Source organism: Streptomyces sp. NPDC091292, assembly GCF_044757265.1.
Classification (GTDB): Bacteria; Actinomycetota; Actinomycetes; order Streptomycetales; family Streptomycetaceae; genus Streptomyces.
Genome location: NZ_JBIVUQ010000002.1, coordinates 678,245 through 698,369, shown reverse-complemented (window position 1 = coordinate 698,369; position 20,125 = coordinate 678,245). Strand labels below are relative to the sequence as shown.

Sequence of the window (20,125 nt, the reverse complement as noted above, 5' to 3'; positions counted from 1 at the left end):
GCCGGTGCGGTCTCCCTTGCCGTCGGAAAACCGTCCTGACCTTCTGCGGAGTCTCATCCGTTGCGTGGGCCGGGCCTGGCGCCGGGCATCGCGTCACACGTCGTCGTTGTCCGTGTCCATCCCGCTCGCTCGGGCGATGCCCTCGACTTCCCGCTCGTCGCTGCGGCGCTGCCGCTGTTGGTCGTCGATCCTGTCCCGCATCGCGCGCAGCCTGGCCGGATCGGCGGCCACCTCGGGGGGTACGAGCGACATCGCGCCCGTCGCGAACTCGCCGTCGCCGAGTTGGGCGACGACGTGATCGGTGCGGTCCTCGTGGCCGGGCTGCATCGCACCGATCAGCCCCATGAGGTTCAGCAACTCCTGCCGTACCTCGGGGGCTCGGTCAAGGCAAGCCCCCCTGTATGAGGCCGGGTCGGGGTCAGATCCGCCAGGAGCGGATGCGTTCGGAGGCGTCGTACGCGTCGGTTCGGCCGGCTCCGATGTCGCGTGCGAGGTCGATGAGGGCACCGTACGGCGGGTTGATGCCCTCTCCGGCGGCGTCCATGTAGGCCACGGCGACCGCCGAGCCGAACAGGGCGTTGCGGGCCGGGAGGGGTTGCAGCCGGATGACCGCGTGCATCAGCGCAGCCGCACGCCAGGCGCTGTCGACGGTGGCACCGACCTGCGGGGTGTTGACGCGATGCCGGGCAACGGCCGCCACCAGGTTGGAGAAGTCGTGGACCGATGGCTGCTTGGGCAGGATCTCGGCCTGGCGCTCCAGGAGCCACCGGATGTCGATGTGGAGGTCCAAGGTCAGGCGACCCGTCGCGAGGGGTCCGGCCGGTCGGACGGCCGGTCGGAGCCGTCATCGGGGAAGGCCGCGTCGAACGCGGGCGCATTGTTCGCGATGAAAGCGCGGAAGACCTCCGCGGCACCCTCCAGGCGAGGATCGCGGACGGCGTTCCGCGCGGCCTCGGTGATCAGTGCGGTGACGGTCGTACCTTCGGCTGCGGCGCGCGCCTGAAGCTGCGTGTGAAGCTCGTCGGGGACTCTGATCGTCACTGGCTTCGACATACTCCGAACGTACTGCAGGCCGTACAGCGCCGACACCGGTCCCACGGAACCGCGCCGATACGGCTGATACTCATGTTCCGGTGGCGCCGGGCTCTGTGGACGTGACCGTCAGACGCGCCTGGCGGCCGTCCGGGCCGCAGTCGCGGCCGTTGGGATAGGTGAGCTTCGGCGTGATGCTGCTCTGCCGGTCGAGCACGGTGGCGCCTCGCTCGTCCTTGAACACCAGGGTCACGTCCACCGGCTTTCCAGGGAGGTCGGGTATCTCCACGAAGTGGGGCCAACGCGCAGGCCGGGGCTTGTGCGTGGGCGTCGGCTCTGCCGGGGTTTCCGCGGTGGTGGCGGATTCCGTGGTCATGACGGGGTTGCCCGGGGTCGCCGCTTGATCCGACCGCGCCTCCGGTGGTCGCATCGTCCTCTTCCGGCATGTGCCGTCCCAGCAGACCGTCAGTGTCGCGTCGGCCACCCTGTTCGCCAGTTCGGGAGGGACGTCGACTCGTATCCCGGAAGGCGCGCTCATCATGGTGCACGCCTTGACTCCGGAATCTCCGCACGCGCTCAGCAGCGCCACCGCCACCACGGGCGCCGCCCATCCCACACCGCGTCTCACACCGACCCCCCGGCAACTGTGCGCACCTCGATCATGGCCACTCATGTTCCCACGACCACGCCCTGCGCCTCGAAGGTCTCTAGCGGCGCCCGGGGTAGTCCGAGTCGTCCTCCGCGCGGGGCAGCTCCGCGGAACCCTCGGCCCAGTGATTCACCCACCCGCACACCCCGCACGCGTACCGGCCGTTGAGCCCGTGCACCTCGGCTCCGCAGCCCCGGCACTCCGCGCGCGTGATCTCGGCCGGAGCGAACGGCTCGGGGGGTGTGGTCATGGACCTACCGTACCCAAGCGTGGGCGGCCGGCAGGGGCGTGGGAGTGGGAGTAGGAATAGGAGCGGAGGGAGCGTCGATCATCCTCCTGAGCTTCACCACGGATCGGTACGGACCCGTTCGGTCATCTTTCCTGTCCAGGAAAGCCCATTCGAGCAGTGAACCCCCTTTGGTGTGGACGGGCACGACCGTCGACTGACCACGCATCGTGACGGGAACCGCACTCACTGTGTCGTGTGTCCCACGGCGACAGTCCACAAGGAGGTGTGTAGTGATGAAGCTTCTCTTCGCCATCCGCAACGCGGTGTCCGAGCGGCAGAGCCTGAAGTCGAAGGCTTGGTACATCTGGTACTGAGCCCACTGGTACAGAGCCCGCCCTTCCAGAACCCCCGTCGCACCGGCGCCGTTCCCGACCCGGTGCGACGGGGGTGCCTCCTCTCTCGTACGCCTGGAAGAACGCCATGTCGCTGCTTTCCCTGCCACAGTCCCGTACCACCGTGCTGTCGCCGCGGCTGGCCGCGCTGCTCCGGGACCACTTGGGCCAGGACGTGTTCCGGCTCGAACCGGACACCATCGGCGTCGCCGGACCCGAGGTCACCGACCGCATCCTCGCCTCCCGGCGGGCCACGGAGACCGAACGGCCCACCTTCAAACCGCTGCAAGGGCGTTCCATCTCCCGGATGGATGCCTCGTCGGTGATGCGGACCATCGGCGGTGACGTACGCGACGCCCTCAAGCGCCCCCTGCCCGATGACATGGACCTGACGGGCCCCTGGCCGCTCACCGGCCACTTGCTCCTGCGTGACCTGATTCTCGGCGGAGACCCCGGCCGGTTGCGCCTCCTGATGAGCCGCAACCTCGAACTCACGCCCAAACTCACCTGGTCGGTGATCGCGGTGGGTGCCGCGCTGCCCGGCTGGCCCCGGCCCGGCGACGCGCTCACCGGACTCGCGGCGCGCGCCGCCGAAGCCACCCGGTACCAGGACCGCCGTTATGCGATGGGCATCTACCGCAGGGCCGCCAGCCCGGTGTGCTTCACCGTCTCGACGCTCGTCGCGAACGCGCTCTGGCTCGGTGCGCCCTTCCATGAGGACACCTCGCACCAGAACATCATCCACGAGTCCCTGCGGCTGCTGCCCCCGTCATGGAACCTCCTGCGCAACGCCTCGCCGGAGTACCCGGCCATCGACAGCCGCATCGGTTCCGCCGACGACGTACTGCTGCTCCCGCTGCTCTCGCACCGTGATCCGGCGCTGTGGGAGGCCCCGGACGAGTTCCGCCCCGAACGCTGGGACGCCCTCGACCCCGACAACACTCCGGGTTATCTCCCGTTCGGCCATGCCTCGGAACGCTGCTGGGGACGCCACCTGGTCATGCCGCTCGCCGCACTCCTCCTCGACCGGATCCGCGCCGCCGGCCTGGTGATCGACCCGAGGCAGCGCACTGCCAAGGTTCCGCTGCTGGGGCTGCTCGGGGTGGACGAGGTACGGCTGGTCAAGTCCGTGTGACCGGTGGGGACACCGAGTCCCCGCACGACGGCGGGCGCTGCCCTGTACGCAAGGTCACGGTGAATCCCCTATTGGGCCTCCTCGTGACGGGTGAACGCGGCGATCAGGTTCTGGGCCGTGTTCTCCTCGGAGTCGATCCCGTACATCGCGGCACCTTCAAAAGTGGCGGCCTCGGCGCTGCGGAGGAACATGACCCGCTCGTACTCGGTGAGCGCGGCCTCGACGTCGTCGGGGTGTGCGGCGAGGGCGTTGCCGAGTTCGGCGCCGTCGAGCATGGCCAGGTTGGCGCCTTCGCCGTTCGGGGCCGTGAGATGGGCGGCATCGCCGAGCAGGGTCACCCCCGGCACCCGGTCCCACTGGTCCCCGATCGGCAGAGCGTAGTGGGGGCGCAGGACGGGCGCGGTGTCGCTGTCGGTGATCAGCGCGGTGAGTTCCGGTGCCCAGCCGTCGAACTCCTCCGCGATCCGCGCGGTGGCCGCGGCGGCATCGGTGAAATCGATGGCGGCGAACCAGTCCTGCGACCTGGACAGCGCCACATAGGTGTGCAGGGTGTCGCCGCTCTCCCGGTGTGCGTAGATCTCCCTGCCCGGCGCGGGCGCCATCAGCATCCCGCCGCCGACCGCCTTCGCGGCGGCAGGGTGCCGGGTGTCGGCGTCGAACAGGTAGGTCTCGATGAACGACGTACCGACGTACTCGGGCACGGCGGTGGAGAGCAGCGGCCGGACCCGCGACCACGCGCCGTCCGCGCCGACCAGCAGGCCGGTGACGACGGTGCCGCCGTCGGCGAACGTCACCTCGTGGCGGCCATCGCCGAGGGCACGCGCGCCGCTGACCTTGTGCCCCCATCGGACGGTGCCGGCCGGAAGTGAGTCGAGCAGGATCTGTCGCAGCTCGCCGCGCTGTACCTCGGGGCGTCCGCCGGTGCCGTCGTCAGCTTTGTCGAGCAGGACGGTCCCGTCCCGGTCGAGGATCCGCATCGCCTGGCGGCCCTCCAGGACGATGGCGTGGAACTCGTCCGTCAAACCGGCGGCTTCGACGGCGAGTTGTCCGTTGTAGTCGTGGATGTCGAGCATCCCGCCCTGCGTACGGGCGGCCGGGCCGGACTCCGCCTCGTAGACCGTGGCCGGTATGCCGTGGACGTGCAGGACGCGGGCGAGCGTGAGGCCGCCGAGCCCGGCGCCGATGATCGTGACGTCAGTGGTCATGGTGCTTCCTTCGTCGGGACGATGCGCTGCTGGTGGTCTGTGCCGTTGATGGTCGGCACCGACGAGATCCAATGTCCCGGCAGCCGTCGACAGCTCACCGACAGGTCACCGACAGGCCCTCCACCACCGCCCACAACCGGCCGACACCAGCCCCGACCGGGGTCCGGTTGGGTGGTCGAGCCGGCACCGCGCTGGGTCCGGGTCCTGCCCGGTCGCCTACACCCGTCGGGTTCGCTTCTCGGGAACGCCGGGACTGTCCGCGTGCGGCGCCCTGCCGCCGCTCGCCTGCCGGAGGAGCGCGAGGGCCTCGTCGGACGACGAGCCGGCGGGGGTCGTGCACACGAAGAGCGTCTGTTCCGGTGAACGGGCGATCGCCAGTGTCTGCTGTGTCACCGTCACCGTGCCGACGACGGGATGGTGCAGCTCGTAGGTGGCGGCGTCGCACGGCGCCACGCGGTGGTCGGCCCACAGGGCGGTGAACTCCGCGCTCTTCATGGTCAGTTCGCCGATCAGCTCCGCGAGCAGCGGGTCGTCCGGGTGCCTGCCGACGGCGATGCGCAGGTTGCCGACCACCGCGCGCGCCTTGCGTTTCCAGTCCGCGTACAGCTCCTGACAGTGCAGGTCCAGGAACAGCATCCGGCTCATGTTCGGGCGTCGCGCCGGGTCGTCCGGGCCATGGAGATCGAGGTGCCCGGCCAGCAGGGCGTGTCCGAGGGTGTTCCAGGCCAGTACGTCGGTACGGCGGCCGAGTACGAGCGCCGGGACACCGTCGACGGCGCGGAGGAGGTCGCGTGTCTCGTCGGCGAGCTTCTCGGGCCGTGGGCGGCGCATCCGGGGAGTGTGGCGGGCGGCGCCGGCGAGCAGGTCGAGGTGTTCGCGTTCGTGGTCGTCGAGTTGGAGGGCGCGGCCGATCGCGTCGAGCACCTCGGCCGAGGCCCCGCGGGACAGGCCCTGTTCGAGCCGTGCGTAGTACGAGACGCTGACGCCCGCCAGCTCGGCCAGTTCCTCGCGCCGGAGCCCGGCCACCCGCCTGCGGGGGCCGAGGTCGCGCAGGCCGACGTCCTCGGGTCGCAGCAGCGTCCGTCGGGCTTGGAGGAAGGCTCCGAGTGGTCCGGGTCCGTTCATGGCTCCAGTATTCGGCGTGCGGCGCGATCCCAGCCACACCCTGCGAGGGGGAGGACAACCGGGGTGTGGTGCGTGCTGGTCCGCTTGTCCAGGCTCGGTGTCATTCGGCCCTGTGCCCCGGACCTGAGGACGGACCCCCTATGGATCAGCAACCCGAGCAGATCACCCTTGGTGACGTCACCGTGACCCGCGTCAAAGAGTTCTACGGCTCGGTCGGGATGTCCCCGGGCCAGTTCTTCCCGGGCAGCCCCGACGGCTCGTGGGAGGAGCACCGTGACTGGCTCGCGCCCGACTTCTGGAACCCGGAATCGGATGAGTGCAGTACGGCCATCCAGTCCTGGTTGCTGCGCAGCGAAGGGCGCACGATCGTCGTGGACACGGGCGTGGGCAATCACAAGGACCGGCCCTACGCGCCGGTGTGGAGCCGCCTGGACACGCGGTATCTCGACAACCTCGCCGCTGCCGGGGTGCGGCCCGAGGACGTGGACATCGTGGTCAACACCCACCTGCACATCGATCACGTCGGCTGGAACACCCGCCTCGACGACCGGACCTGGGTGCCGACCTTCCCGAACGCCACGTACCTGATGACCCGGCGGGACTTCGATTTCTGGGATCCGGCGAACGAGCACAGGAGCGTGCTGGGTCGCGGGAATCAGAACGTCTTCGAGGACAGCGTCGCGCCGGTCCACCGTGCGGGACTCACTCACCTGTGGGAGGGGACGTACCGGATCGACAGGAACCTGCGTCTCGATCTCGCTCCTGGGCACACACCGGGTTCGTCGGTGCTCACGCTGGAGTCCGGCGGCGATCAGGCGTTGTTCGTCGGGGACCTGATGCACACCGCGCTGCAGATCGCGGAGCCGGACACCAATTCCTGCTTCTGCGAGGACCCGGCGGAGTCCCGCGCCACCCGCCACAAACTGCTCGGCCGCGCCGCCGAGAGCAACGCGCTCGTCTTCCCGGCGCACTTCGGCGGCCAAGGCGCCGCGGAGGTCTCGCGCAGCGGCTCGAAGTTCGCGATCAAGGAGTGGGCGGGCTTCTCCCGCATCTCGTGATGTCCCCCTTCCCGGCTCCTGATGCCCCCTCCAGAAAGGAAGCGTGTCCCGTGTCCCGACAGGCAGATCCAGATCCGGTCGTCGCAACCCCGGCGGGCGCCGTACGCGGCCTCCGTGACGGATCCGGCGAGCGCTACCGCGCCGTCCCCTACGCGGCGGCCCCGACCGGTGCCACCCGTTTCGCCCCACCCGCACCGCATCCGGGCTGGTCCGGTGTCCGCGACGCCACGCGGCCCTCGCCCACGGCTCCCCAGCCCGCCCGCGACTTCGGCCGGCTCGACATGGTCCCCTACTTCGGACCGGGCTGGGTGCCCGGCGAGGAGTACCTGACCGTCGATGTCCGCACACCGGCCGCCGACGACGGCAGGCGTCCGGTCATGGTCTTCGTGCACGGGGGCGGCTTCGTCACCGGCTCGAACCGCGCCGCGCTCTACGACGGCGGCGCGTTCGCCCGCGACGGTGTCGTCCTCGTGACGGTCAACTACCGCCTCGGCATCCCCGGTTTCCTCGATCTGCCAGGTGCTCCGGCCAACCGGGGGCTACTGGACGTGCTTGCCGCACTCGGATGGGTACGCGACACCGTCGCGGCGTTCGGCGGTGACCCTGGGAACGTCACGGTCTTCGGCCAGTCCGCGGGCGCCACGCTCACGGGCGCGCTGCTCGCGGTTCCGGAGGCGCGGGGTCTGTTCCGGCGGGCGATCGTCCAGAGCGGCAGCGGTACGGGCGCCTTCACCCCGGAACAGGCGCGACGGGTCGCCGTCACGGCCGCCGCCGCACTGGGTGTGGAGCCGACCGCCGAGGCGTTCGCCGCGATCCCGGACGAGCGTTTCCTGACGACCCTGCCCGCATTGACCGGCCTCGACCTCCGCACCAGTACCGCCACGGACCCGCTGGCCGGGCTCAGCCCGTTCAGCCTGGTCCTGCCGGTCCAGCCCGCCGACGGTCTCGCCGACGGCCCGGCCGACGACGTCGACCTGCTCATCGGCACCAACAGCGAGGAGGGGCACCTCTACCTCGTACCGCAGGGCAATCTGGACTCCACGACGGAAGCCGACGTACTCGCCGTCGCCACCCGCGTGCACGCGGACCCGGAGGCCGCCCTCGCCGCGCAGCGCGCGGCACGTCCGGGCGGGACGCCGGGCGAGTTGCGCTCCGCCGTGCTCGGGCAGGCCCTGTTCGAGTCCGGTACGACGCGCCTGGCGCAGGCTCACGCGCGGATCTCCGGCGGGCGCACGCACGTCTACTCCTTCGGGTACCGCTCGACGGCCCTGGGCGGGCGGCTCGGCGCTGCCCACACCGTCGAACTGCCCTTCGTGTTCGACATCGCCGACGAACCCTGGCTCCACGGGAACACCCGCCTGCTCGGCCCCGACCCCGCCCCGGCAGGACTCGCGGCGCGGATACACGGCGCCTGGGTGGCCTTCGCCACCACCGGAAACCCTGGCTGGGCTCCGTACACCCCGGACCGTCCCGAGGTGCACACCCTCGCCTAAGCGGCGAAGCCGACGTTGGTGCAGTACTCGTACTGGCCCCACTGGGAGCCGAGGTCGACGATCTGTTCGATCCAGGCGTCGTCCAGGGCGCGGTCGTCCGCTGCGGACCATGCCTCGACGATGCGGTCCCAGTGGCGGACGTTGAGGGTGCGGAATTCGAGGACCCGTTGCTGGGGGCGGTTCACTGCCGACTGGTTGAGGGGGTGGATCTCGACGCGGGTGCCGCGGCCCTCGCGGTTGAGCCGGGGCAGCAGGTAGCGGGCGACGTTGTGGCGGCGGACCGTGCGGTAGGCGTCCTCGATCCTGGCGAGGTTCCGCTTCGACGGGCGGCGCTGCTCCTTCAGCCATGCCTCGACCGTGCGGTCGGTCGCGGTCAGGCCCGCCGCGCGGGCGGCGGCGAGGGCGTGGCCGGTGCGGGTGAGGTAGTGCAGGCGGGCCAGCAGACCGCGTGGCGAGGAGATGGGCGTGGCGATGTAGTGGAGGTAGGAGTCGAGCTGTCGGGCCACTGCCTCGTGGCCCTTGATCCCTCTGGCGCCGTACTTGCCGAACTCGATGGTGCGCTCGGGCATGTGCTGCCGTTCCTTGCCTAGTCGGTGGTCGCGCTGTCGGTGGTCGCACTGACGGTGGTCGCGCTGTCGGCCGCCTCGTCGGTACCGGCGGTGTAGGCGTCCTTGACCTTCACCTCGGTGACACCGCGGCCTTCGGTGAAGACATGGCGCCAGTCGCCGATGACGTGGAGTTCGTCGGTGCCCTGCACACTGACCACCATCAAGCCCTCGTCGTGCGCCTTGTAGGCCTTCGCCCAGAGGTTGGCGAAGGCCTGCGAGCGGATGAGGTGCATCCAGTCCGGGCGGTTGAGTTCCCGGTTGTACGTCGACTCCCCCATGGTCGAGACGAACTTGGAGTACATCGCCTTCACGTACTCGCCGGTGATCTCGTCGCCCTCGGCGATGGCCTTGTCGCGGGCGTCCTTCAGGGTGACGCGGAACTTCTCCAGCAGACCCTCGGTCGCGCCGGAGGTGTACGACTCGTGGATCTCGGGCGCCTCGCAGAGCCGGTACTTCGGGCCGGACAGGCGCAGCAGCAGCCGCAAGGTGGGTTCGGTGACCCACAGGGGGCCGCCTTCGTCACGGTTGCCCAGCGGGTTGGGCAGGACCGCGTCGTGGTCCCAGTCGGCCGGGGTGATCAGGTGGACTCCCGCGCGGCGCCGGTCGTGAACGTCGCCTTCCGAGTGCTCCAGCTGTCCGATCGGCAGGTGTGTCTTGAGGGCGGACAGGTAGGCACCGTTGATGTCGAGACTGGTCACCTCGTGGCGCCCGGCGGGCAGGTGGGGGCGGGTCCATTTGGGGCGGGCCTCCCAGATCTGGTCGGCTCCCCTGGCGGTCTTCTTGCGCAGGATGTCGGGGATCCAGGGGTGGGCCACGACGTCGTAGCGACCGCCCTTGCGGGTGGTGTCCAGCAGGACCATCGCGTCCGGGATCGCCCGCTTCAGCAGCGCCGCCGTCGCCGCGTCGACATCGCCCTCGCACCTGGCGAGCGCCGCCGTGACGGCCTCCCCGATCAGATCCGGCAGGTCGGAGGCGGCCTGCACGCGGCGGCCGACGGACACGGTCCTCACGGGGGTGGCGGGGCGGGACGAACGGCTCGCCGGGCCATGGGCGACTGTCGGGGGCGCCTGTGAGACCGGTGGGGTCGGGGGCGCCGGTGGTGCCGGTGCGGCGCACGCGGCGGGGTCCAAGTGCTGTGGGAACCCGGCGACCTGGTGGTGCGCGGGCTGCCCGCAGAGCACGCACGGCTGAGGCACATCCAGGGCTTCGACGTCGTCCGCGTCGGGGGCCGGGGTCAGCTGATCTGCCGTAGCGAACGGCGTATCGGACGGAGTATCGGACGGCTCTACGGGCAGCTCGGCGTCGTCGCCCGATGGGCCGGGTTCTGCCTGAGGGGCGTGTGCGGGGGCAGGGGTTTCGACCTGGCGGGCGGCCTCAAGGTCGGCGAGCTTGGCTTCAGCGCCCTTGAGGAAGTAGGCGTAACGCTCACGCGTTTCGCCGGCCGGTTCGCGGCCCGATTCCCATCCGGCGACCGTGGAGGGGCTGACCCCGAGGGCGCCGGAGACCTGCGCGCGGGAGAGGTCCAGCGCTTCACGCAGGGCGCGGCGCCGCGCGGCCGGGGGCAGTTCGACCTCCTTGCGGGCCGTGGCCAGCAAGGCGTCGATCACCTCGAACTGCGCCATCACCGCATCCCCTTCTTGACGGACGGCCGCGACCGTCCGGCGCGGCGGGCGTCGGGCAGTGCCTCGCACGCCCGGGTCGGGCCCGCCAGCAGGTCCAGGACATCCATACCGTAATGCACGGCCAGCGCCTCACAGTCGGCAAGACTCCAGGCGGCGGACCCGGACTGACGGCGGCTCACCTGGGCCTGTGTCACACCCAGCGCCTCGGCCAGCCTCGCCTGCGACTCACCCGAGGCATGCATCAGCGCCGCCACCACCACCCGCACCCGTTCCGGCAGAGACATCCGCATGCCCCCAACCCTACCAAGACCTATGCACTTTCCGATTCATTCATGAGTTTTCCGCATGCGAGTCTCCGGTCTCAGCGCCGCAGGTCCGATGGCAGTGCCACCCAGCGGCGCGGGGATCGCCGATCGACTGCGTCCCGGCCGTCTGTGATCCTCAGGCCGACTGCGGCACAGCAGTAGGCGAGGATGTCGGCGCCCCACGGGAACGTGTGCTCGCGCTGCCAGAAACGAAAGGTCCAGTAGGCGGCCGGATCCGACTCGTGCGGCGCGAGGCCGATCTCTTCGGAAGCGACGACTTCACCGTCACGGGCCAGAGTGCCGAAGGTCCCGCCCTTGGGGTTGAAGTACACGCCGTAGGCCGTGGTGTCCGCCGATATCGCCTGAAGCACCGGGTTGTCGCTCGGCATGTATCCGTCCTGTGTGATCACGCAGCCGCCGGGGGCGCCGTCGACGCTTCTCACACCCACGTAGCGCAGGGATTCTTCGTAGTCCGACGGATCGAAGGGCGCATCTTCGGGATCCGTCCTCGGGCACTGGGCGGGATCGGCGCCGAGTCGCCGGATCAGCTCGTCCTCGCTCAGTCCCCGCACGAAGCACGCACCGAGGCCCTCCGTCCACAGCGGCTCGTCGCCGAAAGCCACGATGAGGGAGTCCGCCGCCTGTTGCCGAGCGACCTCCTCCGGGGCCAACTTCACTGCCCCCGGCAGGGCCTCGGCGAGCGGTGCGAGCGTCGTGGTCAACATCAGTCGGCCCGGTGACCAGGGACCTGACTGCGGTGACCACACATCCGCCCCGGCACCGGTCAGCGTACGGACGGTGGCCTCGTCCAGTCCGTGGACGGCGTACCACAGGGGCGTGTGCCCGGCGTCGTCGCGGACGTCGATGTCCACGCCGTACGACAGAAGCACCGTCACCGCTTCCGCTCCGCCTTGCTCCGCCGCCAGGTGGAGCGGAGTGCTGCCATGCGGTCCGACTGCGGCGTCGGGTGGTGCGCCCCCCTCCAGCCGGGCCCGGATCAAGGCGGTGTCTCCCCAGTCGCGGTAGCCCATCTCCTGCCAGTCGGCCCGGGGCACGTAGCGCTGCCGGGCCTCCTCCGCGCGACGCAGCGTCTCCCGCTGATCCCGGGGCAACGGCGGCGCCAGGAGGGTTGGCGGGCCACTCACCTCCACCCTCATGAACACGCCCGACTGCCCTTGTGGATCCGGCGGTTCAAGTCCCTGCCAGACCTCGAATGCCCGGCTGGACGCAGTGTGAAGTGCCGCCGCGTCGACAGGGGTGCGGACCTCCGCCATCTCCTCGTCCGGCCACTCGATCACCAACTGCGTATCCCCTGGAGGCGGCAGTTCCGCCAGGTACAGATCGACGTCGGTCTTGAACAGCGACCTGCCGGCGTGGTTCAGGCCCGGATCCAGCGGGATCAGCCCGACCGCTTGCACAGTACGCGCCACGTTCGTCTGCCCCGCCGGCCCCGCGAACGGGATTCTTCGTCTCACCGTGCCGTCCAGCGAGGTCACACGTCGGCCGTCGGAGAACAGCAGCCCCACCCGTAGCCCGGACTGTCTTCTCGTGTCCCCTCCCTGTCGGAGGGTGTTTCGGAAGACCGCCAGATGCAGTGTGACCGACCTCGGCCACACGGACCATCCCGTCAGCACCACCCGGGTCTCCGGACCGGCGCCGACTGTCGCGAGCTGCGGTAACAGCGCGGGCACGAACCGGTCGACGGGCGGCGCGAATCGCCCCTCGTCCTCATCGGCCGACCGCAACCGGGCCCACACGGCTCGCTCGGCAGCCCGAGCCTCCGGAAGCACAAGATCGTCAAAGAAACCCATGTGCCGAGCGTCGCATGCGGCACTGACAGCGCCGTTCGCTCCACGCTCCGCGCGACGACGTGGCGGTACTGTCTCAGCCCGCGATGCCCCGGCCGATTACTGACACTGGGTAGGCGGCCCTCTTCTCAGCTCGGGCGGCCGTAGAGCTTGCAGGTGAGGTCCCGCGACGGCGGTGTGTGCGGGGGTGCAATGGGGTGGGCTGTGGGTGTGTCAGGTGAAGTCGAGTTCGCCGGTGCGTGAGCGCTTCAGCTCGTAGAAGTCCGGGTAACTCGCCAGCGCCACGGCGCCGTCGAAGACCTTCAGGGCGTCCTCGCCGCGCGGGATCGAGCTGAGGACCGGGCCGAAGAAGGCGACGCCGTCGACGTGCAGGGTCGGTGTGCCGACATCCATGCCGACCGGGTCCATCCCCTCGTGGTGGCTGGCGCGCACCGCGTCGTCGTACTCCGTCGAATCCGCCGCCGTGATGAGGTCGGCGGGCGCGTCGATGGCGGCGAGCGCGGCCTCGATGACGGCCCGGCGGTCCTTGATTCCTTCGTTGTGGTAGCGGACACCGAACTCCGTGTAGAACGCGCGCAGGGCCTCTTCGCCGTCGCGCCGGGCCAGTGCGGTCGCGACCCGGACGGCCCACCAGCCCTCCTCCAGCCTTGCCTTGTACCGCTCCGGCAGGTAGTCGCGGCCGGTGTTGAGCACGGTCAGGCTCATGATGCGGAACCGCAGGTCGATGTCCCGGTGCCGTTCCACCTCCAGGATCCAGCGGGAGGCGATCCACGCGAAGGGGCAGACCGGGTCGAAGTAGAAGTCGACCTTGGTGGGGGCCGGTGCGTGGGGCTGCGGTGTGGAGGTCATCGTTCCTTCCCCGGGAGTCCGGATCACTCGCTCCCGGCCAGGCTCTCAGGTGGTACGGGCACCGGCAAACTGCCGTCCGGGTGCCATCGGCCGACTACAGGAGGGTCGGCTGAAGCGCTCCCTCCAGCGTCAGGAGCCGGACCTTCCGCTCGACTCCGCCCGCGTAGCCGCGCATCGTGCCGTCCGCGCCGATCACCCGGTGGCACGGGCGCACGAGCAGCAGCGGGTTCGCGCCGATCGCCGCACCCAGCGCGCGGATGTCCTGGCGCGCCACGCCCAGCCGCTCGGCGAGTTCGCCGTACGTGGTCGTGGAGCCGTACGGGATGTCGTCCAGGACGCTCCATACGCGCCGCTGGAATGCGGTCCCGGTCGCCGTGAACTCGACGTCGAACAGGGTGCGTTCGCCCGCGAAGTACGCGGTGAGCTGCCGGGTGACGCCCGCGAGGGCTCGCGGATCGTGCCGCCAGTCGTGCCGTACGGCAGGAGCGGTCCGCTGACCCGGCATGGAGAGTGAGGTCAGTGCCGTGCCGGTCGCCGTCACCTCTCCTACCAGCAGCAGCGCGCCCAGGGGGCTGTCCGCGACCGTCCAGACGGTCGCCCCCATATTCGTCGTAGACCCCGTATCCCTCGTAGACCCCGTATCCCTCGTCGTCTCGTCCATCTCCCTCATTCCCTTCCCATCCCCCTCTTCTTCCGCTTCCACCTTCGAGAATGGTGCTTCGCGGTGGCGTCTGCTGGCGGGAATCGGACATCGGTGTCGGCGGTCGTAGGGAAGGGGCTTCCGGTCTGGCGCGATCGCGTCATCTCGCCCGCTGGACAGGCAAGTTGATGTGGCCAAGCGTGTGTTCGAGCTTCGTCGCTGCGTCTAGGTTGGGGGTGATCGCCGCACAGACGTCGCCTAGGAGGCCCGTTTCCATGTCCGACCGTGACTCCCTGCAAGAAGCCGCGGACGTACGCGCCCGGATCGACATCACCAAGCCGCACTCCGCGCGATTCTGGAACTACTTCGTGGGCGGCAAGGACCACTACGAGGTCGACCGCGAGATCGGTGACCACATCCGGGAGATCTTCCCCGGCCTGGTCGACGTGGCGCTGACCAGCCGGCACTTCCTCGGGCGCGCGGTCCGGCACCTGGCCGTCGAGCAGGGCGTACGGCAGTTCCTCGACGTCGGGACGGGGCTGCCGACCGCCGACAACACCCATCAGGTCGCCCAGCGCGTCGCCCCGGACGCACGCATCGTGTACGTCGACAACGACCCCCTCGTCCTGAGCCATGCCCGCGCGCTGCTCACCAGCACACCCGAGGGGAAGACCGCCTACCTCGACGCCGATCTGTACCGGCCCGACACCATCCTGGAAGCCGCCCGGGACACCCTCGACTTCTCCCGCCCGGTCGCGCTGATGATCCTGAACACGCTCGGCCATGTCGCCGACCACAAAGAGGCCCGCGCGCTGGTGTCGCACCTCATGTCCGGTCTGCCGTCCGGGAGTTACCTGGTCATCAGCGACAGCACATCCACCAGCGAAGGCATGATCGCCGCGTCGGACGCGTACAACTCCAGTGGCGCCGTGCCCTATTACGTCCGCAGCGTCGAGGAGATCGCCGGTTTCTTCGACGGTCTTGACCTGACCGACCCCGGGATCGTCCAGGTCACCCGCTGGCGCCCCGAACCCGGTGGATCGGCTGCCGGAACACCGGAGGTCGACGCGTACGGAGGGGTGGGCCGCAAGCCGTAGCACTATGTGTCGGTGGTGGTGTCCTGTCCTCACATCCGGCGTTCCCCGTTCCGACATGGGCGGCTCGTCTGTCGTTCACCGTGCATGCGCACGCTCGGCACGTCCGAACGCGTACTCCCGTGAGGCCAGCAGGAGCTGAGATGAGCCACAGTCACGACCATGGGCACCACCACCATGGACACCACCACGGCAGCGACGAACCCACCTCGCTGCCGCCGGCTCTCGACATGTCGGTTCCCGACGAGGGGCTGACGCCCGATCAGCTCTCGCGGCGCGGGATGCTGCGGCGCACCGGTCTGCTCGGCGCGGGGATCGCCGCGGGCAGCGTGGTGGGCGGCGGCCTGGTGGGCGCGGGGCAGGCGGTCGCCGCTCCCGCCGCGCACGGGTCCTCGCACGACGCGGGGCGTTCCGGTGGCTACCTGTGGCTGGCCGGTGACCACCACATCCACACGCAGTACAGCTCCGACGCCAAGTACCGCGTGATCGACCACGTGCGTCAGGCGAACGCGCACGGTCTCGACTGGATGGTCATCACCGACCACGGCAGCGAGACGCACGCCAAGATCGGTGTGGAGAAGGTCAACCCGGACATCGTCGCGGCCCGTGACAAGATCTCCGACACGCTGGTGTTCCAGGGTCTGGAGTGGAACATCCCGGCGGCGGAGCACGGCACCGTGTTCGTGCACCCGGGCCGCAACGAGGTCAGTGTCCTCAAGGACTTCGAGAACTCCTTCGACGGTGCCGTGAAGGGCGCCACGGACAGCACCCCGGCGAACGAGGCCCTGGCCATCGCGGGCGTCAACTTCCTCGCCGACGCCATCCGCCGCAAGCGGATCTCGGACGCGCTGTTCCTCGCGAACCACCCGGCGCGCAAGGGTCTGGACTCGCCGCACGAGATCCGCGGCTGGCGCGACGCGCAGCCCCGCATCGCGGTCGGCATGGAGGGTGCGCCCGGCCACCAGGCGGCCGGTCTGCCGAAGCCCAACGGCCCCGGTTCCGGGCGCGGTTACTACGACTCCAGCCCGAGCGCGAACTCCTGGGCGGGCTACCCGCTGGAGAGCTACCGCACCTTCGGCGGCTTCGACTGGATGACCTCGACCGTCGGCGGTCTGTGGGACAGCCTGCTCGCCGAGGGCAAGCCGTGGTGGATCACCGCCAACTCCGACTCGCACAGCGTCTACGCCGACAACTCGACCCGGGGTCCGAACAGCGACTTCGCGCGCGACGGCAAGTACCAGGACCCGGTGTACGGCGGCGGCCTCAACCTCGGTGACGGCGACTACTGGCCCGGCCACTACAGCCGTACGCACGTCGGTTCCTCGAACTTCTCGTACAAGTCCGTGATGGACGGCATCCGCGCGGGCCGGGTCTGGGTGGACCACGGCGGGTTGATCAGCGGCCTCAACGCGCAGCTGAAGTCCGGCCGCAGCTCGGTCACGCTGGGCGGGACCCTCCAGGTGCGGCGCGGCAGCCAGGTCGACCTGGTCGTGGACATCTCGCTGGCCAACGGCTCCAACTGGGCGCAGTTCGTGCCGATGCTGGCGCGCGTGGACGTCATCCAGGGCGATGTCACCGGGCGGGCCTCCGACCGTGACGCGCTGAGCACGCCGAACACGAAGGTCGTCAAGTCCTTCGAGGTCAACAAGTCCACGGGCACGGTGCGTCTGACGTACTCGCTGGGCCGCCTGGACCGGCCGGTGTACGTGCGGCTGCGCGGCACGGACGGCAACCGCACGGCGGTCGGTCTGAACGGTGCGGGTGTCGACCCCGTGGGCCCGGCGATCGACGTGGTCGGCGACGCCGACCCGTGGAAGGACCTGTGGTTCTACTCCAACCCGATGTGGGTCCTGCCCGCATGACAGCACCTCGTCACACGTCCGGCGTCCGCACCGTCATCGGTGTGGACGCCGGTTGCGCGGGTCTGCGTGACGCGGACCACCTGGTCCACCGGCTGGTGGAAGTACTGGATCTTCCGGCGGACACCGTCGGGTGTACCCATCTGGTGCGCGGCGCCCGTCCGCACACGGCGGTGTCGTTCGCGCTGCCGGACGCGGACGCCGCGGAGTCGGCGTGGGAACGGCTGGTCGTACTCCTCGCCGATCCGGGTGAGCCGCCGACCGGCGCGGTCCTCGGCGAGCGGGAGTTCGGCCCGGCCGAGTGGGTGGACGGTGCCACGCTGGCCGCCGCCGAGCACGCCGGCCGGAACGCCGGGCGCGCGGTGGTGTTCCCGGGGGTCGACGTGCTGAACGGCACGATCACGCTGGAGCGGCTGCTCGTCGACAGCGCGGTGGACCGTGTCTCGCTGCTCGGCTCCCCGGCCGGTGGCCCGGAGTTGTCGGGCGCCGACACGCTGGTGATGACGCGGGGGCATGTGCGGCCGACCTGGCAGGCAGGCGATCTGCTGCTGCCGCTGGTTCCGGCGGCCGGGGGCGTGCTGGCACCGTTCGAGGTGCCCAACCCCACGCCGTGCTGCGCGGACCACGACCACGCCTGACCTGCGGACACGCAAAAGAGCACCGATTCAACCGGGGCTGTACGGTTCACCTCCTCCGTACAGCCCCGCCCCACGGGTCTCCCACCCTTACGGGCCTTCCACCTCCACCTTCACGGGCGCGGCCGTGTCCACCCGTACGTCCCCGTCCGCCGTCACCGCCACCGACAGCGGCGCGCCCGCGACCCGCAGGCCCTCCACCTTGAGGGGCAGATGGCCGCCGGAGGCCGGCCGGACGGTGAGGCGGCCCGCCGGGACGTCCGCCTCCAGACCCAGGAGCGCCTGGAGCATGCCGACGGACGCGGCGGCCGACCATGCCTGCGGGCGGCACGACGCCGGATAGGGCGCGGGCCGGCGGGACGCGGTGCGCGCGGTGCCCGCGAAGAGTTCCGGCAGCCGGTAGTCGAAGGCGGGCGCGGCGGCGATCAGGTTCTCGGCGAGCCGGCGCGCGTGGTCGGGGAATCCGGCGCGGGCCAGACCGTGCACGGCGATGGCGGTGTCGTGCGGCCACACCGAGCCGATGTGGTAACCGAGCGGGTTGTAGCCGGAGTTGAGGGTGCTGTAGGTGCGCAGACCGTAGGCGTCGGCGAGGTCGGGGGCGAGCAGCCGATCGGCGACGGCGCGGCTCTCCTCGGCGTCGAGGAGTCCGGTGCCGAGCAGGTGACCCATGCCGGAGGTCACCGAGTCGACGGGCCGCTTGTCCGCGTCGAGCGCGATGGCGGTGTACGGGCCGTTCTCGTCGGACACCCAGAAGCTCGCGCGGAACGCCTCCTGGACCCGGTCGGCCCAGGCGCAGTAGCGGTCGCCGCCGGGGCGGTCGAAGGCGTCGAGGAGCGCGGCGCCCGCGCGCGCGGCCTCATAGGCGTACGCCTGCACTTCGCACAGGGCGATCGGGCCCTGGGCGAGGGAGCCGTCGCGGAAGCGGACCGAGTCGCCCGAGTCCTTCCAGCCCTGGTTGGCGAGGCCGCTGCCGGTGGAGTCGATGTACTCCAGGAGGCCGTCGCCGTCCGGGTCGCCGTACTCGACGAGCCAGGTCAGGGCCGCTTCCAGGTGCGGCAGCAGTTCGGCGACCTCGGCGTCGGGCATGCCCCAGCGCCAGGCGTCGTGCAGGAGCGAGATCCAGAGAGGGGTGGCGTCGATGGTGCCGTAGTACTGCGGGGGCAGGCGCAGGCCGAGGTGGCCGGACTGCTCCTGGGCGCGGACCTCGTGGAGGATCTTGCCGGGCTGTTCCTCGGTGCCGGGGACGGTGTCGCGGCCCTGGCGGCGGGCGAGGGTGCGCAGGGTCCCGGCGGCCAGTTCGGTGCCGAGCGGCAGCAGCATGCGCGCCGTCCACAGCGAGTCGCGGCCGAACAGGGTGAGGAACCAGGGAGCGCCCGCGGCGGCGAAGAGATCCGCCGGTGCCTGCGGGTCGGCGAGCAGCAGCCGGGAGAGGTCCTGCTCGGCCTGGGTGATCAGCCGGGTGAAGTCGCCTTCGGCGCAGACGAGTTCGAGGGGCGTCCAGAGGCGGCGGTCGTCGGTCACCGGCAGGAACGCCGCCGAGTCGCCGCGCTCGGCCACGAGGTGCAGCGGGCAGTGCCACTCCTCGCCGGGAGCGAGGGTGACGGCGAACGCGAGGCTGCCCTCGGTGCCGTCGACGGAGGCGACCGCGGGTGTGCCGGGGGCGTCGGCCGTCAGCGTGAGATGCGCGCCGTCGCCGGTCCACGACAGGCCCGACTCGCCCGCGACCGGCTCGGCCGCCTGCGGACGGCCGCCCGACTTGACGACGTCCATGGCTGCGAAGTCGGTCTCGGCGCTCACCTTGAGCGTGAACGCCACATGGCGGGAGCCGTGGTTGGAGAGCAGGACGCGCTCGGTGAAGCGGCCCGGCTCGACGGTGCGTTCGCGGCGCAGGGTGACCGCCGGGTCGGCCGTGCTCTGTCCGACGCCGCGCAGGACGGCGTCGAAGACGGCGCGGTCCGCGGACTCGGTGGCGGAGCCTGCCGGGGCGGGCGATATGCCGTCCACGGTGACCCGGAGGGTGTGCAGGAAGCGGCGGTCGCCGTGGTAGAAGCCGTCGACGGCGGCGGCGAGGTCGCCGTCCGGCCGTGAGGCGACGAACGACGGCGCCCACAGGACGACATGGGCGTCGTGAACGTAGGGCTGCCCCGATACGTCCGGCTCTCCCGATTTGTTCGGTTCGGGGTCCGGCTTCGGGGGCGGGCTGGACAGGGGCTGGTCGCGGAGGCTGTCGTGCGTCATCTCAGAGGGACCTTCGGCCTTCCTTGATTTCCGTGAGCGGGTGTACAGTCAGCGGCACTTCGGCGTTGGATCGATCCAATCACGTTCTCTTGGATCGATCCAATAGATTCGACGGACACCGTACCCGACGCATCGGACAGCACAGCAAT

At 70.5% G+C, this 20,125-nt stretch carries 21 protein-coding genes; 7 read left to right on the top strand and 14 right to left on the bottom strand.

Translation table 11 applies throughout. The annotated features are described in order from the left end of the window. Positions 1-93: 93 nt before the first annotated feature. The 5 genes from ACIQNU_RS11205 to ACIQNU_RS11185 all read right to left on the bottom strand — a co-directional run bounded on the left by ACIQNU_RS11205 (position 94) and on the right by ACIQNU_RS11185 (position 1,931). Positions 94-345 (bottom strand): hypothetical protein, encoded by a 252-nt coding sequence (locus ACIQNU_RS11205; RefSeq protein ID WP_401364156.1) that lies wholly within the window; start codon positions 343-345, stop codon positions 94-96. A 73-nt stretch (positions 346-418) separates the two neighbouring features. After that, entirely contained in the window at positions 419-790 is a 372-nt protein-coding gene (locus ACIQNU_RS11200; RefSeq protein WP_401364153.1) for a toxin Doc, read from the bottom strand. Between the two features lie 2 nt (positions 791-792). Beyond that, complete coding sequence (locus ACIQNU_RS11195) at positions 793-1,053, bottom strand: YlcI/YnfO family protein (protein WP_401364151.1); 261 nt, start codon at positions 1,051-1,053, stop codon at positions 793-795. Between the two features lie 70 nt (positions 1,054-1,123). Beyond that, on the bottom strand, positions 1,124-1,408 hold the full coding sequence (locus ACIQNU_RS11190) for a hypothetical protein (RefSeq protein WP_401364149.1): 285 nt from the start codon (positions 1,406-1,408) through the stop codon (positions 1,124-1,126). A 331-nt stretch (positions 1,409-1,739) separates the two neighbouring features. Continuing rightward, on the bottom strand, positions 1,740-1,931 hold the full coding sequence (locus tag ACIQNU_RS11185) for a hypothetical protein (RefSeq protein ID WP_401364147.1): 192 nt from the start codon (positions 1,929-1,931) through the stop codon (positions 1,740-1,742). Positions 1,932-2,203: 272 nt separating this feature from the next. On the opposite strand from ACIQNU_RS11185, the gene ACIQNU_RS11180 reads away from it, so the two are divergent. Beyond that, complete coding sequence (locus tag ACIQNU_RS11180; RefSeq protein ID WP_401364266.1) at positions 2,204-2,284, top strand: tryptorubin family RiPP precursor; 81 nt, start codon at positions 2,204-2,206, stop codon at positions 2,282-2,284. A 106-nt stretch (positions 2,285-2,390) separates the two neighbouring features. Further along, positions 2,391-3,437 (top strand): cytochrome P450, encoded by a 1,047-nt coding sequence (locus ACIQNU_RS11175; protein ID WP_401364146.1) that lies wholly within the window; start codon positions 2,391-2,393, stop codon positions 3,435-3,437. Positions 3,438-3,505: 68 nt separating this feature from the next. Here ACIQNU_RS11175 and ACIQNU_RS11170 read toward each other — a convergent pair whose 3' ends face one another. Together ACIQNU_RS11170 and ACIQNU_RS11165 are read right to left on the bottom strand one after the other, a co-directional pair. After that, positions 3,506-4,642: an FAD-dependent oxidoreductase gene (locus ACIQNU_RS11170; RefSeq protein WP_401364144.1), complete on the bottom strand. Its 1,137-nt coding sequence runs from the start codon at positions 4,640-4,642 to the stop codon at positions 3,506-3,508. Positions 4,643-4,858: 216 nt separating this feature from the next. Then, positions 4,859-5,767 carry a helix-turn-helix domain-containing protein gene (locus ACIQNU_RS11165; protein WP_401364141.1) on the bottom strand — a complete coding sequence of 303 codons (909 nt, stop codon included), beginning with the start codon at positions 5,765-5,767 and terminating at the stop codon, positions 4,859-4,861. Positions 5,768-5,907: 140 nt separating this feature from the next. On the opposite strand from ACIQNU_RS11165, the gene ACIQNU_RS11160 reads away from it, so the two are divergent. Beyond that, positions 5,908-6,825, top strand: a complete 918-nt coding sequence (locus ACIQNU_RS11160) for an MBL fold metallo-hydrolase (RefSeq protein ID WP_401364138.1) — start codon at positions 5,908-5,910, stop codon at positions 6,823-6,825. 50 nt (positions 6,826-6,875) lie between these two features. Then, on the top strand, positions 6,876-8,318 hold the full coding sequence (locus ACIQNU_RS11155; protein ID WP_401364135.1) for a carboxylesterase/lipase family protein: 1,443 nt from the start codon (positions 6,876-6,878) through the stop codon (positions 8,316-8,318). On the opposite strand, the gene ACIQNU_RS11150 is transcribed toward ACIQNU_RS11155, so the two are convergent. The 6 genes from ACIQNU_RS11150 to ACIQNU_RS11125 form a co-directional block, all read right to left on the bottom strand. Further along, positions 8,315-8,887 (bottom strand): transcriptional regulator, encoded by a 573-nt coding sequence (locus tag ACIQNU_RS11150; protein ID WP_401364132.1) that lies wholly within the window; start codon positions 8,885-8,887, stop codon positions 8,315-8,317. The two genes, ACIQNU_RS11155 and ACIQNU_RS11150, sit on opposite strands and share 4 nt — an antisense overlap. 17 nt (positions 8,888-8,904) lie before the next feature. Continuing rightward, on the bottom strand, positions 8,905-10,548 hold the full coding sequence (locus ACIQNU_RS11145; RefSeq protein ID WP_401364129.1) for a helix-turn-helix domain-containing protein: 1,644 nt from the start codon (positions 10,546-10,548) through the stop codon (positions 8,905-8,907). Then, complete coding sequence (locus tag ACIQNU_RS11140; protein WP_401364126.1) at positions 10,548-10,838, bottom strand: helix-turn-helix domain-containing protein; 291 nt, start codon at positions 10,836-10,838, stop codon at positions 10,548-10,550. The genes ACIQNU_RS11145 and ACIQNU_RS11140 overlap by 1 nt, the downstream gene beginning before the upstream one ends. Positions 10,839-10,909: 71 nt before the next feature. Then, positions 10,910-12,283, bottom strand: coding sequence for an ankyrin repeat domain-containing protein (locus ACIQNU_RS11135; protein WP_401364123.1), 1,374 nt, complete (start codon positions 12,281-12,283; stop codon positions 10,910-10,912). A 591-nt stretch (positions 12,284-12,874) separates the two neighbouring features. Then, the gene (locus tag ACIQNU_RS11130) at positions 12,875-13,510 is read right to left on the bottom strand and encodes a DsbA family protein (protein ID WP_401364121.1); all 636 of its coding nucleotides are present in this window, start codon (positions 13,508-13,510) and stop codon (positions 12,875-12,877) included. A gap of 94 nt (positions 13,511-13,604) precedes the next feature. Beyond that, positions 13,605-14,114, bottom strand: a complete 510-nt coding sequence (locus tag ACIQNU_RS11125; protein WP_401364118.1) for a methylated-DNA--[protein]-cysteine S-methyltransferase — start codon at positions 14,112-14,114, stop codon at positions 13,605-13,607. Positions 14,115-14,425: 311 nt separating this feature from the next. Between ACIQNU_RS11125 and ACIQNU_RS11120 the strand changes: the two genes are divergently transcribed. The 3 genes from ACIQNU_RS11120 to ACIQNU_RS11110 all read left to right on the top strand — a co-directional run bounded on the left by ACIQNU_RS11120 (position 14,426) and on the right by ACIQNU_RS11110 (position 17,741). Further along, positions 14,426-15,247: an SAM-dependent methyltransferase gene (locus tag ACIQNU_RS11120; protein ID WP_401364115.1), complete on the top strand. Its 822-nt coding sequence runs from the start codon at positions 14,426-14,428 to the stop codon at positions 15,245-15,247. A 140-nt stretch (positions 15,248-15,387) separates the two neighbouring features. Continuing rightward, positions 15,388-17,106 (top strand): PHP domain-containing protein, encoded by a 1,719-nt coding sequence (locus ACIQNU_RS11115; protein WP_401364112.1) that lies wholly within the window; start codon positions 15,388-15,390, stop codon positions 17,104-17,106. After that, complete coding sequence (locus ACIQNU_RS11110) at positions 17,103-17,741, top strand: hypothetical protein (RefSeq protein WP_401364109.1); 639 nt, start codon at positions 17,103-17,105, stop codon at positions 17,739-17,741. Before ACIQNU_RS11115 ends, ACIQNU_RS11110 begins: the two co-directional genes overlap by 4 nt. An 87-nt stretch (positions 17,742-17,828) precedes the next feature. Here the strand turns inward: ACIQNU_RS11110 and ACIQNU_RS11105 are convergent, their stop codons facing one another. After that, complete coding sequence (locus ACIQNU_RS11105; RefSeq protein ID WP_401364106.1) at positions 17,829-19,976, bottom strand: glycogen debranching N-terminal domain-containing protein; 2,148 nt, start codon at positions 19,974-19,976, stop codon at positions 17,829-17,831. Positions 19,977-20,125: the final 149 nt, after the last annotated feature.

Excerpts from the sequence above, each read along its gene's own strand:
- ACIQNU_RS11130 (WP_401364121.1), bottom strand. The coding sequence starts at position 13,510 with ATGACCTCCACACCGCAGCCCCACGCACCGGCCCCCACCAAGGTCGAC.
- ACIQNU_RS11120 (WP_401364115.1), top strand. The coding sequence starts at position 14,426 with ATGTCCGACCGTGACTCCCTGCAAGAAGCCGCGGACGTACGCGCCCGG.
- ACIQNU_RS11205 (WP_401364156.1), bottom strand. The coding sequence starts at position 345 with ATGGGGCTGATCGGTGCGATGCAGCCCGGCCACGAGGACCGCACCGAT.
- ACIQNU_RS11165 (WP_401364141.1), bottom strand. The coding sequence starts at position 5,767 with ATGAACGGACCCGGACCACTCGGAGCCTTCCTCCAAGCCCGACGGACG.
- ACIQNU_RS11170 (WP_401364144.1), bottom strand. The coding sequence starts at position 4,642 with ATGACCACTGACGTCACGATCATCGGCGCCGGGCTCGGCGGCCTCACG.
- ACIQNU_RS11175 (WP_401364146.1), top strand. The coding sequence starts at position 2,391 with ATGTCGCTGCTTTCCCTGCCACAGTCCCGTACCACCGTGCTGTCGCCG.
- ACIQNU_RS11110 (WP_401364109.1), top strand. The coding sequence starts at position 17,103 with ATGACAGCACCTCGTCACACGTCCGGCGTCCGCACCGTCATCGGTGTG.
- ACIQNU_RS11190 (WP_401364149.1), bottom strand. The coding sequence starts at position 1,408 with ATGACCACGGAATCCGCCACCACCGCGGAAACCCCGGCAGAGCCGACG.
- ACIQNU_RS11185 (WP_401364147.1), bottom strand. The coding sequence starts at position 1,931 with ATGACCACACCCCCCGAGCCGTTCGCTCCGGCCGAGATCACGCGCGCG.
- ACIQNU_RS11180 (WP_401364266.1), top strand. The coding sequence starts at position 2,204 with ATGAAGCTTCTCTTCGCCATCCGCAACGCGGTGTCCGAGCGGCAGAGC.
- ACIQNU_RS11115 (WP_401364112.1), top strand. The coding sequence starts at position 15,388 with ATGAGCCACAGTCACGACCATGGGCACCACCACCATGGACACCACCAC.
- ACIQNU_RS11105 (WP_401364106.1), bottom strand. The coding sequence starts at position 19,976 with ATGACGCACGACAGCCTCCGCGACCAGCCCCTGTCCAGCCCGCCCCCG.
- ACIQNU_RS11125 (WP_401364118.1), bottom strand. The coding sequence starts at position 14,114 with ATGGGGGCGACCGTCTGGACGGTCGCGGACAGCCCCCTGGGCGCGCTG.
- ACIQNU_RS11160 (WP_401364138.1), top strand. The coding sequence starts at position 5,908 with ATGGATCAGCAACCCGAGCAGATCACCCTTGGTGACGTCACCGTGACC.
- ACIQNU_RS11195 (WP_401364151.1), bottom strand. The coding sequence starts at position 1,053 with ATGTCGAAGCCAGTGACGATCAGAGTCCCCGACGAGCTTCACACGCAG.
- ACIQNU_RS11140 (WP_401364126.1), bottom strand. The coding sequence starts at position 10,838 with ATGCGGATGTCTCTGCCGGAACGGGTGCGGGTGGTGGTGGCGGCGCTG.
- ACIQNU_RS11150 (WP_401364132.1), bottom strand. The coding sequence starts at position 8,887 with ATGCCCGAGCGCACCATCGAGTTCGGCAAGTACGGCGCCAGAGGGATC.
- ACIQNU_RS11145 (WP_401364129.1), bottom strand. The coding sequence starts at position 10,548 with ATGGCGCAGTTCGAGGTGATCGACGCCTTGCTGGCCACGGCCCGCAAG.